10 protein-coding genes are annotated in these 12,550 nt (G+C 55.4%); 8 read left to right on the top strand and 2 right to left on the bottom strand.

The annotated features are described in order from the left end of the window. Positions 1–747 (bottom strand): 3-hydroxybutyrate dehydrogenase (locus tag RT613_RS22795; protein WP_313618656.1); only part of this gene is annotated, 747 nt, incomplete at its 3' end. A gap of 161 nt (positions 748–908) precedes the next feature. Between RT613_RS22795 and glpK the strand changes: the two genes are divergently transcribed. From glpK to sbmA, 8 genes are all read left to right on the top strand, one after another. After that, positions 909–2,405, top strand: a complete 1,497-nt coding sequence (gene glpK, locus RT613_RS22790; RefSeq protein ID WP_313618655.1) for a glycerol kinase GlpK — start codon at positions 909–911, stop codon at positions 2,403–2,405. Positions 2,406–2,447: 42 nt separating this feature from the next. After that, positions 2,448–2,915 carry an SRPBCC family protein gene (locus RT613_RS22785; protein ID WP_313618654.1) on the top strand — a complete coding sequence of 156 codons (468 nt, stop codon included), beginning with the start codon at positions 2,448–2,450 and terminating at the stop codon, positions 2,913–2,915. 208 nt (positions 2,916–3,123) lie between these two features. Next, a complete protein-coding gene (locus RT613_RS22780) occupies positions 3,124–4,185 on the top strand; it encodes an LLM class flavin-dependent oxidoreductase (RefSeq protein ID WP_313618653.1) in 1,062 nt (353 codons plus the stop codon). 56 nt (positions 4,186–4,241) lie between these two features. After that, positions 4,242–4,994: a type I methionyl aminopeptidase gene (gene map / locus RT613_RS22775; RefSeq protein WP_313618652.1), complete on the top strand. Its 753-nt coding sequence runs from the start codon at positions 4,242–4,244 to the stop codon at positions 4,992–4,994. A 328-nt stretch (positions 4,995–5,322) separates the two neighbouring features. After that, positions 5,323–8,268 (top strand): autotransporter domain-containing protein, encoded by a 2,946-nt coding sequence (locus RT613_RS22770; RefSeq protein ID WP_313618651.1) that lies wholly within the window; start codon positions 5,323–5,325, stop codon positions 8,266–8,268. Positions 8,269–8,340: 72 nt separating this feature from the next. After that, positions 8,341–8,889, top strand: coding sequence for an invasion associated locus B family protein (locus RT613_RS22765; protein ID WP_313618650.1), 549 nt, complete (start codon positions 8,341–8,343; stop codon positions 8,887–8,889). 88 nt (positions 8,890–8,977) lie between these two features. Continuing rightward, entirely contained in the window at positions 8,978–10,162 is a 1,185-nt protein-coding gene (locus tag RT613_RS22760) for a YbfB/YjiJ family MFS transporter (protein ID WP_313618649.1), read from the top strand. Positions 10,163–10,308: 146 nt separating this feature from the next. Next, entirely contained in the window at positions 10,309–11,583 is a 1,275-nt protein-coding gene (gene sbmA / locus RT613_RS22755; protein ID WP_313618648.1) for a peptide antibiotic transporter SbmA, read from the top strand. A 90-nt stretch (positions 11,584–11,673) separates the two neighbouring features. Here the strand turns inward: sbmA and RT613_RS22750 are convergent. Beyond that, on the bottom strand, positions 11,674–12,550 hold an 877-nt coding region (locus tag RT613_RS22750), incomplete at its 5' end, for a polysaccharide deacetylase (RefSeq protein ID WP_313618647.1).

The raw sequence follows: 12,550 nt of genomic DNA, 5'->3' as shown, positions 1-12,550 counted from the left end.
GATGTGTGTTCCGGTGATCTGTGATGCCGCGTCGCTGGCGAGGAAGAGTGCGGTTGCAGCCACCTCATCGACGCTGACAAATTCCTTGGTGGCCTGCAGCCGCAGCAGCACCTCGTTTTTAACCGCTTCCTCGCTGATGCCGCTGGTTTTTGCCATGTCCGGTATCTGCTGTTCCACCAAAGGCGTCAGCACGTAGCCGGGGCAAATGGCATTAACGGTGATACCGGTCTGCGCCAGCTCGAGTGCGGCGGATTTGGTCAATCCCATGATACCATGTTTTGCCGCCACATAGGCTGACTTGAATGGTGATGCCACCAGCCCGTGGGCCGAGGAAATGTTGATGATGCGGCCTTTGCCTGCCTTCTTCATCACCGGAATGATGTGACGCATGGTATGGAACGAACTCGTCAGATTGATGGCGATGATCTCATTCCATTTTTCCGGTGGAAACTCATCCACCGGTGCCACATGCTGCACGCCGGCATTGTTGATGAGCACATCGATGCGCCCGAATTTCTGCTCGGCCTGGGCCACCAGATCGGCAATCTCGTCTGGTTTGGTCATATCGGCGGGATGGTGGATCACATGCACCCCGTTTTCCGCCTCCATCATCAGGCGGGTATTTTCAATCTCGTCCGGGTCGCCAAGCCCGTTCAGGACAATGTTGGCACCGTCTTTCGCAAAGGCCTGGGCAATGCCAAGGCCGATGCCACTTGTCGAACCAGTAACGATGACTGTTCTCGTCATATATGTTCCCCTGCGTACTTGATGACGCATTGCGTGTATCGAAGGTATGCTCAAACAGGGGGAGCTGGCAATCCGGTTTTCACACGCTCCTGATATGGGATGCGGGTTGACAATGACAGCAAGGCACATTTCCCTGCTCGGTACATGTGAGGAGTGACATTATGGGTGAATACATTCTTGCAATCGATCAGGGCACGACATCGAGCCGTGCCATTGTCTTCGATGCAAAAATGCAGATCGCAGGGGTAGGGCAGAAGGAATTTCGCCAGATATTTCCGCAGTCCGGCTGGGTGGAACATGACCCGGAAGAAATTTGGGAAAGTGTGTTGTGGTCGATTAAGGAGGCGATCAAAAAGGCTGGCATCAAGGCGACCGACATTGCCGCCATCGGCATCACCAACCAGCGCGAAACAACCGTGGTGTGGGAACGCGACAGCGGCAAACCACTGCACAACGCCATTGTCTGGCAGGACCGCAGAACCGCAAAGGATTGCGAAAAACTCAAGCGGGCCGGCCATGAAAAGACCTTCACGGCCAAAACCGGCCTGCTGCTTGACCCCTATTTTTCCGGCACCAAATTGTCCTGGCTGCTGAGCAACATCAAGGGTGCACGCAAGCGGGCGCAGAAGGGTGAATTGTGTTTTGGCACGATTGATACATTTCTGATCTGGCGTCTGACGGGCGGCAAATCCTTCGTGACCGACGCCACCAATGCCTCGCGCACCCTGATGTTCAACATCGAGAAAAACCGCTGGGATGAAAAGCTGCTTGGCATTCTCGATGTGCCGCAGGTCATGCTGCCCGAAGTCAAGGATTGTGCGGCGGATTTTGGCACGACAAAAAAAGATCTTTTCGATGCCGAAATACCCATTTTGGGGGTTGCTGGAGACCAGCATGCAGCCACCATTGGGCAGGCGTGTTTTGCGCCAGGCATGTTGAAATCGACTTATGGTACGGGATGTTTTGCGTTGTTGAATACCGGTGAGGACATCGTGCGGTCGAAAAACCGGCTGCTGACCACGATTGCGTACCGGCTGGACGGCAAGACAACCTATGCGCTGGAAGGATCGATATTTGTTGCCGGGGCTGCCGTGCAGTGGCTGCGCGATGGCTTGAAGATTATCGAAAAGGCGTCGCAGACCGGGGAGCTGGCCGACAAGGCCGACCCCTCACAGGAGGTCTATCTGGTGCCGGCTTTTGTCGGGCTTGGCGCGCCATGGTGGGATGCTGAGGCGCGCGGTGCGATTTTCGGCCTGACCCGTAGCACGGGGCCCGCTGAATTTGCGCGTGCCGCGTTGGAGGCCGTTTGTTTCCAGACCGGTGACCTGCTGGACGCCATGCACAAGGACTGGAAAAACAACGGTAACGGTGAGACTGTATTGCGTGTGGATGGCGGCATGGTCGCCAGTGATTGGACGATGCAGCGACTGTCCGACATCATCGATGCACCGGTTGATCGCCCCGTCATTCTGGAAACCACAGCACTCGGTGCTGCATGGCTCGCGGGAAGTCGCGCTGGCGTGTGGCCTGACATGGAGGCGTTTGCAAAGGCTTGGTCACGCGACAGGCGGTTTGAACCGGCCATGGATGCACAGATCAGAAAGGCGAAAGTGAAGGGCTGGAGGAATGCCGTTCGCAAGACCCTGACGGCCGGGTGATAACCGGACCGTCTGGTTGTTAATAACAGTGGAGGAAACAGCATGCCAAAACTTGGAGAACATGAACTGTCCCTGACACGCATTTTCGATGCGGCGCCTCAAAAGGTGTACCGGGCATGGACAGAGCCGGACCTTCTCAAGGAATGGTTCACGCCGCGACCCTATACCGTGTCAGATGTGGAAATGGACCTGCGCTCCGGTGGTGTTTTCAACGTGACGATGAACGGACCGGACGGCGAGGTTTATCCCAATAATGGCATTTTCCTCGAGGTCGTTCCAGACCGGTTGCTGGTATTTACCGATGCCTATCAGGGCGGGTGGGTGCCGAGTGAAAAGCCGTTCATGACGGGTTACGTCAGCTTCGAGGAGGCGGGGAACGGCCAGACCCGTTACACCGCAAAAGCTTTGCACTGGACGGCAGAGGATAAAAAGACCCACGAGGAAATGGGGTTCCACGAAGGCTGGGGCAAGGCTGCCGACCAGCTTGAGGCACTGCTGGAACAGATCTGATGTGACTTGAACATCTGATTCAACTGCCTGGCAGAGTGATTCAAGTTGCGCTGCCAAGTGGTTGAAATCAGAATCGGATTTGTGGTTGCCCGATATCTGCCGTTTTCGGCTTTTCTATCCATTTCATCGAACGGATCGTTCCATATTTTGAAATTGCCATAGTCTTTTGCGATGCCTATCTCTGGGTTGAAAAACAGGAGCATCGATCATGGAACTCGGCCTTTATACATTCGCGGATGTCGACCCCAAAGCACCCGATGGGAAGGGACCGGAAGGTGCGCGCCGTCTTAAAAACCTCATCGAGGAAATCGAGCTTGCCGATCAGGTCGGGCTTGATGTGTTCGGCCTTGGTGAACATCACCGCCCGGATTATGCGGTGTCTTCGCCATCGACCGTGCTGGCCGCCGCTGCCGTCAAGACCAGCAATATTCGCCTGTCGAGCGCGGTGTCGGTTTTGAGTTCCGATGACCCGATCCGTGTGTTCCAGCAGTTTGCGACCGTCGACCTGTTGTCGAATGGTCGTGCCGAGGTCATGGCAGGTCGTGGCTCCTTTATCGAATCCTATCCGCTGTTTGGTTACAATCTTGAAGACTATGACGAACTGTTTGCCGAAAAGCTCGACCTGTTGCTGACGCTGCGTGAAAACGAGATCGTCACATGGTCGGGTAACAAACACACGCCGATCAATGGCCGAGGTGTTTATCCGCGTCCTTTGCAGGACCATATGCCGGTGTGGATCGCGGTTGGCGGTACACCGCAATCTGTGGCGCGAGCAGGGGCGATGGGCCTACCGGTCGCACTTGCAATTATCGGCGGTGAATACCGTCGTTTTGCGCCACTGTTTGATCTCTACCGCGAGGCGGCGCACCGCGCCGGCCAACCTGAAACCAAACAGAAAACCAGCATTAACGTACATGGCTTTATTGCTGACACCACCGACGCTGCCGCTGACCAGTTCTACGGCCCACAGGCCGAGGTGATGAACCGGCTGGGTCGGGAACGCGGCTGGGGGCCAACCAACCGCGCGCAATTCGACATGGCCCGCAGCGCGCAAGGCAATCTGTTTGTCGGCGAGCCGGAACTGGTGGCTGAAAAGATCATCAAGGCGCATGGCGTCTTCAAGAATGATCGTTTCCTGCTGCAGATGGCCATTGGCCTGATGCCACACGATCAGATCATGCGTGGCATCGAACTGTACGGCACGAAAGTCGCGCCAATTGTCAGAAAAGAATTGACTGGCAGCGCTGATAGGGTGAAAGCCACTGGATGATGTAAGAACAGGATTGCTGTGGAACGCCTGCGCAATCCACATGTCCGGGAAATTTCATGATCATCTCATCCGAAGACGAACTGGTAAAGCTGAAGGAAATCGGCCGCCTGTGTGCCGTTGCCCTGAATACCATGGCTGACGCGCTAGAGCCGGGTATCACCACGGCTGAGCTGGATGATATTGGTCGCAAGGTGCTCGAGGACAATGGCGCGCAGTCTGCGCCTGAATTCTGTTACCAGTTTCCCGGTGCAACATGCATCAGCGTCAATGAAGAGGTGGCACATGGTATTCCCGGTGTGCGCATCATCAAACCGGGCGATCTCGTCAATATCGACGTGTCTGCCGTCAAGGATGGCTTCTTCGGTGACACAGGTGCATCCTTTGCCGTGCCGCCAGTGAAAAAGGAAATCGAACGCCTGTGCCGTGATGGCAAGCGTGCCATGTGGACAGGTTTGCAGCAGGTGAAAACCGGCAGGCCGATGGCAGATATCGGCAATGCGATTGGCGCTTTCGCGCGCAAGAACCGCTACACCCTGATTACCAACCTTGCCAGCCATGGCATTGGTCGATCCTTGCATGAAGAGCCACGTGAACTTGCCACATGGCCGGACAAGGATGAAACCCGGATCATGGAAGAGGGCATGGTGTTTACCGTCGAGCCCTTCTTGTCGACCGGTGCCTATTGGGCGGAAGATGGCGACAATGACCCATGGACGCTGTATAGCGATCCGAGCGCGCCGACCGTTCAGTTTGAACACACGGTTGTTGTGACCAAAAACGGTCCGCTCGTTCTGACGCTCGCCGACTGAACAATCTACATCGTGACGTGACCACCTGTACGTGAACAGGCCGCGAACATGCGGTCAGGCGCGATTCGTATGCTTGCGTGCTATCATGTTTTCTCCTTCTCGGTGGGGTACACGGTCCGTCCGCGGATTCGCGGAGGAAATTCTAATTTACGCACATTTTTCCTGCATCTATCGGGTGAATATTCCGCGGTTCTAACTTTAAACGTGTCCCCAAAAATGCGAGCTTTGATGCAATCAGTGGTTGGGTCGGGCCAAAGTATATTTTTTGTCTGATCGAGAGGACGATCGCCGGTTGATTTAGTTAAAGCGTATTCCGTGGGGGGAGAGCATGAAGTTCTACCGAAGCCGGTTGCTGGGTTCAGCAGCCCTATTTGTCGTTGTCGTCGTCGGTGGCGGTTTTCCAGCTTATGCCATAGATTGGGTCGGTGGGACGTCAAGTGATTGGCATGACGCTACAAACTGGCTTGGTGGTGTCGTCCCGGTGGCGGGAAGCACTGTTTACATCAAGGCTCCCGGCGTCGACGGGCGAACAAGCATCACCGACGCTGCCGGCTACAACAGTTTATACGTTGGTTCTGCGAGCGGTACTTTTCTCGATATCTCGGATGAGGGTAACCTTGTTGGTGCCAGCCTGGGTGTAGGGCATTTGGCCGGTGAAATTGGAACGCTGACGATATCCGGGGAAGATGCATCCTTGGCGACGCAGTGGCTTTACGTAGGCTTTTATGGCGATGGTACGATCCTGATTGAGGATGGCGCTTCCGCCAGCACTGTCAATTCATTGCATCTGGGCAATTTTGCTGGCTCGTCGGGTACGTTTACGGTTGAGGGTGAGGGCAGTTCCTGGACAGCTAGCGGTGGCGGAACATTTATTGGTGTTTTTGGTGAGGGCAGCTTTACGGTCAAGGATGGCGCAGACGCAAAAGACAATGCCGTCAGTATTGGTTACGACGTTGGTGGCTTTGGTACAGCGTTGATCGATGGAACTGACACGACATGGTCCATCGCAGGTGGTACTTTGAGTGTTGGCCATTATGGTGAAGGCGATTTGACCATAAACAATGGTGCTCAGGTCAACGCGGCTTACCGTGTCATTGTCGGCTATTATGCCGGCGGCGAGGGGACGGTTAATCTTATGGGGGGCGATAGCGCCCTGACTTTGACCGGTGTCCTGAATAACAATATTGTGGTTGTCGGAAATTACGGCGAAGGCATCATCAATGTCTCAGATGGAGCCGCCGTCAGCAGCGCTTATGGCATCATGGGTTGGTTTGCCTCGGGCAACGGTACACTTGATGTAAGCGGTGCAGATACACTGTGGGAAAACAGCGCCTATCTTGCCATTGGCTACGAAGGCACTGGTGAAGCAACTGTGCGCGACGGTGCAACCGTCGCTGTCACAAGTAATACGGGCGTACGAATCGGCCTATCAGCAGGCTCAACAGGTACCCTGAATATCGGAGCGGCAGCAGGCGATGCGGCTGGTGTTGCTGGATATATTGCGTCTCCGAGGGTTGTGTTCGGTGCCGGCTCGGGCACGCTTGTCTTCAATCACACAAATGCCAGCTATGATTTTTCGTCCGCCATCTCGGGAACCGGTTTCATCAATCATCTCTCGGGTGTGACGACTTTTTCCGGCAACAGTGCCACGCTTGGCGGTACGACCAGTATCTCCGGTGGAACCGCGCTGGTTACGGGTTCGCTTGGTGGCATTATCGATGTCTTGGATAACGGCACATTGGGCGGTACGGGTACTGTCGGAAAATCAGGGTCCACTCTGTCCGTCAGTAACGGGGGCACGTTGTCGCCCGGTCTCGTTGGTTCCAAGGGCGCGTTGTCGGTTGTGGGTGATCTCGCTTTTTCGACCGGCTCAACCTATGTCGTGCAGGTGTCAGGTCTTAGCAGTGATGCGGTGGTGCTGACCGGTGGTGTTGTGACTATCAACCCCGGCACGTCCCTGCAAATCTCGCTCTCAGGATCTGCAAATGCCAGCCGATACACTATTCTGACGGCAACGAGTGTGACGGGCACATTTTCCACGATTGATTGGGGCGGATTGTCCAATTACGAAATCTCCTATGACAATGGGGTTGTTTCGCTTCTCTCCACCGTCAGCGCTGACAGTGGTGTGTCTGGCCTGACACCAAACCAGTCGGCAGTCTTCTCTGTTCTTCAGTCTGGTCAGGCGCCGGGGGGTGTTTGGTCGTCGTTTATTTCTGTGCCCGACGGTGAGCAGGGAGAGGCGCTGCGGCAACTGTCGGGTGAAACCCATACCGCACCACGTGCAGCCTTTTTCCAGACGGCCCAATCGGTCAACAACACGGTGAATGGCCGTATTCGCTCGGTGACCGATGGGGTTGCGGCACCCTCCGTTCCAGCCCTCGGTTATGCCGCGGAAACGAAGCAGGCAAATAGCGGCCAGTTTGCATCATTTGAGAAGAAAACGGATGTTTTCGATCAGGGTCGGTTCTCCGCCTGGACAAATGGTTTTGGGTCCTGGGGCAAGGTTGATGGTCTGACCGGCAGTCCTGATACCGATATTTCCAATGCGGGTGTGTTGATCGGTGGTGACGCTGGCATCTCCGATAACTGGCGTGTTGGCGTGTTTGGCGGTTACAGCCGCTCATCATTCGATACGTCGGACAGTGATGGCGACAGCAACAACTACCACCTCGGTGTCTATGCCGGCAGTCGATGGGACGCCGTCGCCTTCCGCACAGGCATCAACTACACCTGGCACAGGGTCGACACGGTGCGCCAGGTCGACTTTCTCGGTGAGACGTTGAGAGCTGACTATGATGCCAGCACGCTCAACATGTTTGGCGAGCTGAGCTATCGGATTGATGTCGCGCCAGCATCGTTCGAACCTTTTGTCAGCCTGAGCCATATGCGGGTAAAGACGGACGGCTTTACCGAAACCGGCGGCATTGCTGCCCTGACCACGGATGAAACCAGCCTGAACACCACATACACGACACTTGGGGTACGTGCGTCGACCGATCTTGATGTCGGGTTCGTTCCGGCGACTTTGCGTGGCTCCATTGGCTGGATCTATGCTTTTGGTGATGTGGAGCCTGAAACAACAGCCCGGTTCTCTTCCGGAGACGGTTTCAGAGTGGTGGGAACGCCGCTGGACCGAAATACGGCGATTGTGCAGACGGGAATGGATTTTGCACTTTCTTCGGCCTCGACCTTGAGCCTGTCCTATACCGGACAGTTCAGCGCCAAAGCCTATGACCATGGCGTCAACGCCAAGTTACAGGTTCGTTTTTGATTTCAATGTAATTCTGAATGTCCGATCGCATGCCGATGCTGATTGGACATTCAGAAACATACAGGTGTCCGCATGCTTGGGAAAAACATAAAGGCGGCTGTTGCCGTCTCTCTCGTGTCGTTGCTGGCACAGCCCGCCATCGTGGCTGCGCAGACAGAGGCTCCCGCAACGCCGAACAATAATGCATTCTCCGTCAACGAAACCCACGGCGACTGGATACTGCTGTGCTCGGATGCCGAGACATCCAAGATCTGCGTGATGACGCAGCAGCAACGCAAGGCAGACACCAACCAGCTTGTCATTGCTGCGGAAGTGACACACGGGCAGGATCAAAACACACGCGCAACACTTGTTTTGCCGTTTGGCCTGGCGCTTGAGGCCGGCATGACATTTCAGGTCGATAATGGGCCGGTCTCGAAGCCTGCACCCTTCTCAACCTGCTTGCCGGCTGGCTGCGTTGTGCAGGTGGTTCTGGACGGGCCGACGCTGGACAGTCTGCGCAAAGGCTCTTCCGTCAAGCTGACGGCAAAAGCGCTGGAAAGCGGGCAGAATGTTCTGCTTGGCCTTTCCCTAAAAGGGTTTCCAGCTGCATTGGACAGGCTTCTGGCGCTGACCAAATAAGGCGTTTGACTTTGTGTTCAGCTGTGTTGGCAGATGCCATCAAAATAAATGGTTTGCCTGACCAATGCTGCACTGCCATAGACGCGGCATGACTGATGCTGCCCCCAAATCCCATTCACCTGTCCTGCTGATCGGCTTTGCCGGAGCACTTGCCATGGCCTGTTCACAGGGGTTCGGGCGGTTTTTATACACGCCGGTTCTTCCCGGCATGATGAGCGATCTGTCGATGAAGGCATCGGATGCCGGGCTGATCGCGGCGGGCAATTTCGCCGGTTATCTGCTGGGCGCCATTCTGGCTGCTTATGGTTGGGCCAATGGGCGTGAACGGCTGGTTGCGCTGGGAGGCTTGCTGGCGACCGGCCTGCTGCTTTTGGCAATGGCCATGACCCGAATGGTCGAGATTTTTATCCTCATCCGCTTTCTGGCTGGCATGGCCAGCGCCTTGGCGATGATCTTCACCTCGCAACTCGTGATCGGTCACCTCACGGCTGCCGGCCGGGAAGACTTGCAGTCATTGCATTTCAGCGGCGTCGGTGTGGGTATCGCCCTTTCGTCGCTGCTGGTGTTTGGCATCGGTTCGCTGTTGCACGGTGATGGTGCGTCCTGGCAGGCGGAATGGATCGTTGGTGCGGTTTTTGTCTGTATCGTTTTTGTGGTGGTTGCACGGGTATTGCCGTCCGACCCGCCACGTGCGGCCGTTTCTGCGGCTGAACCACCGATAGCGTGGCATATGCCGTTGGTTTTGCTGACCCTTGCTTACGGCCTGTTCGGTTTCGGTTATGTGATTACCGCGACCTTTCTGATCACCATTGTCCGCATGGCGGAAGCCGGTGCCTTCATCGAATGTCTTGCCTGGTTCATTACCGGAAGTGCGGGCGCAATTTCTCTTTACGCCTGGCGACCGATGCTGGGGCTGATCGGCCTGCGTTGGACATTCGTGCTGGTGTTTGCGGTGGAAGCGATCGGTGTTCTGGCGTCTGTCATGTTGCCGCCGGTGGCGGGTGCCTTGACGGGTGGTTTGCTTCTTGGCCTGACCTTCATGGTGATTACCGCTTACGGGCTGCAGCTGGGGCGTCAGTTTGCGCCGCACAGCCCCAGACGGGCCTTTTCGTTCATGACGGCAGCCTTTGGAATAGGTCAGATTACCGGGCCGCTGGTGGCTGGATGGGTCGCGCAAGTGACCGGTGACTTCGTTCTGCCAACCATTCTGGCGGCGGCGGCACTTGGTATCAGCATGGTGTTGATGGTGCCGGTTGCCCGTTTGCGCGACTAAAACCGCGCGGTTTTTATGCTTTTTCAGTTACAAGTTGGTAAGGATGTGGATGGTTGATTGCTGTGCGCCGAATTCTGCCGTAGTTTCCGTATCTTGACTGCTTCGCCAATTCCGGCCGCTCCCTAACGTCCGCGTGAGTTCAAAACGTGTTCCATTCCTTCTTTCCAAACCCGAAAATCTACTTCACGTCCGCCATTGTGTGGACTGCCGTATGTATTGCCGTATGGTATGCAGGCGGAAGCGGGTGGGGGGCTGCTATTGGTCTGCCACCTCTCGCTGATGGGGAAAGTCCGGTGATCGGGGTTTCTCTTTTCTGGTCTACCTCGTTTTTGTGGTTTTATATTTACTACACTGCCGTCGTTCTGCTGTTTTCGGCCTTCTGGTTTTATTATCGCCCCCATCGCTGGCAAATGTGGTCCGTTCTCGGCTCTGCCCTGATCATCTTTACCACCTACTTCTCCGTTCAGGTCAGTGTTGCCATCAATGCGTGGTATGGACCGTTCTACGACCTCATTCAGCAAGCGCTTTCGCGCAGTGCGCCTGTGACCGCTGAACAGCTTTATCTTGGCATGTTGGGATTTGCCGGCATTGCCTTTGTTGCAATCACTGTCGGCGTGCTGAACCTGTTCTTTGTCAGCCACTATATCTTCAGATGGCGGACAGCGATGAACGAATTCTACATGGCCAACTGGGACAGGTTGAGACACATTGAAGGGGCGTCACAACGTGTCCAAGAAGACACGATGCGCTTCTCGACAACTGTTGAGAGCCTCGGTGTCGGTTTGGTCCGGGCATTGATGACGCTTATTGCGTTTCTGCCGGTTCTGTTCACGCTTGGCAAGAATATCACCGAGTTGCCAATCATCGGCGAGTTGCCGCACGCCTTGGTCTGGGCGGCCATTTTCTGGTCATTGTTTGGCACATTTTTCCTTGCTCTTGTCGGCATAAAACTTCCCGGTCTGGAATTCAAAAACCAGCGCGTGGAAGCTGCTTATCGTAAAGAGCTTGTCTATGGCGAGGACCACGAGGACCGCGCTCAACCAGTGACGGTGAGTGAGCTTTTCGCCAATGTGCGACGGAACTATTTCCGACTGTATTTTCACTACATGTACTTCAACGTGGCGCGAATTTTCTATCTTCAGGCAGACAACCTGTTCAGCCTGATCGTGCTGGTGCCGTCGATTGTTGCAGGCAAGCTGACGCTTGGATTGCTGACGCAGATCAACAACGTCTTCGATCAGGTGCGTGGTTCGTTCCAATATGTCGTCAATTCGTGGTCGACCATTGTCGAATTGATGTCGATCTACAAACGCTTGAAGACTTTTGAGGCTGCGATCGAAGGTGACGCCCTGCCTGACATCGACCAGCGTTATCTGGAGCGTGAAGCCGCAGAAGGCGAAATGGCTGCCAACCGGCCATAAACTTCTCAAGGAAAAAGAAAACCCGCCGGACTGGCGGGTTTTTTATGTCTTGGTGTCGGCGCTTTGAGTGGCCGACATATCGTGTTCGGATCAGAAAGACGAGCCGGCGGTCGGTTTTTCAGCCGGAGCGGCAGTCTTCAAGGTTTCCATGTAACTGGCGTAATTGATGCAATCGACGTCCTGCATCTTGCAGACTTCGCGCAACACGCGTTCATAGGCATTCCAGTAGGCGCCACCATTCATCTTCACGAAATGGAAGCCCATCTGCAGCGGAATGCGCTCGCCATTGTATTGTTTGTCGAAGGCAGCGCGGAATGCCTTGTAGGTGCGGTCTTCGAACTCTGCCGCCTTGGACGGTGTCTCGACAGCCACGGAATGGCGCACGAAGAGATTGTAATCCATGGCAATGATAGGGCGGTTATTCGGTCCTTCCGGGATCAGCGGCAGGCCAAAACGGGTCATGCCATCCTTGGCCGTAACAGGATACTGCGGACCCTTGGTGACAAGGCTCGCATCATAGGTAAAACCATGTCTCTTTTCCGCAGCCGTCAGGCCATCGCTTTGTGAGAGATAGGGCGCGCGGAAACCCTTGATGCCGGTTTTGGCAAACTCCCGCCAGCCTTGCGGCTCGGCGTCCTTTTTGCCGATCATCTCCCAGGCATTTTCAAGCGTCTTGCTGAAGGTTTCAAATTCGGCTTCCCAATCGGCTGCCGTCCAGTCCTTGCCATCAAAATGGCCGCAGGCATGGCTGGCGATCTCGTGGCCTTCCTGATGGGCCTGCCAGATATTGTTGAGGCGTGTTTCCACCTCCTGAACGGTCTGGCCGAAGCCGACATTCGAGCGACCGAGCCTTTTGCCCGGTCCCTGATAGGTCGCCTTGCCGGTCTTGTAGTCCATGATCAGGGTGCAGGACAGGAAATAGGTGAATTTGGCTCCGGTCTCGGTGGCTGTCGCGCGGCTTCTGTCC

This window comes from Agrobacterium sp. (assembly GCF_032092815.1).
GTDB lineage: Bacteria > Pseudomonadota > Alphaproteobacteria > Rhizobiales > Rhizobiaceae > Agrobacterium.
The sequence above is the reverse complement of the archived record's forward strand: the minus strand, read 5'-3'. Positions and strand labels throughout refer to the sequence as shown.

What these genes read in the sequence shown, in the direction of transcription:
- glpK (WP_313618655.1), top strand. Translation starts at nt 909, where the DNA reads ATGGGTGAATACATTCTTGCAATCGATCAGGGCACGACATCGAGCCGT.
- RT613_RS22785 (WP_313618654.1), top strand. Translation starts at nt 2,448, where the DNA reads ATGCCAAAACTTGGAGAACATGAACTGTCCCTGACACGCATTTTCGAT.
- RT613_RS22780 (WP_313618653.1), top strand. Translation starts at nt 3,124, where the DNA reads ATGGAACTCGGCCTTTATACATTCGCGGATGTCGACCCCAAAGCACCC.
- map (WP_313618652.1), top strand. Translation starts at nt 4,242, where the DNA reads ATGATCATCTCATCCGAAGACGAACTGGTAAAGCTGAAGGAAATCGGC.
- RT613_RS22770 (WP_313618651.1), top strand. Translation starts at nt 5,323, where the DNA reads ATGAAGTTCTACCGAAGCCGGTTGCTGGGTTCAGCAGCCCTATTTGTC.
- RT613_RS22765 (WP_313618650.1), top strand. Translation starts at nt 8,341, where the DNA reads ATGCTTGGGAAAAACATAAAGGCGGCTGTTGCCGTCTCTCTCGTGTCG.
- RT613_RS22760 (WP_313618649.1), top strand. Translation starts at nt 8,978, where the DNA reads ATGACTGATGCTGCCCCCAAATCCCATTCACCTGTCCTGCTGATCGGC.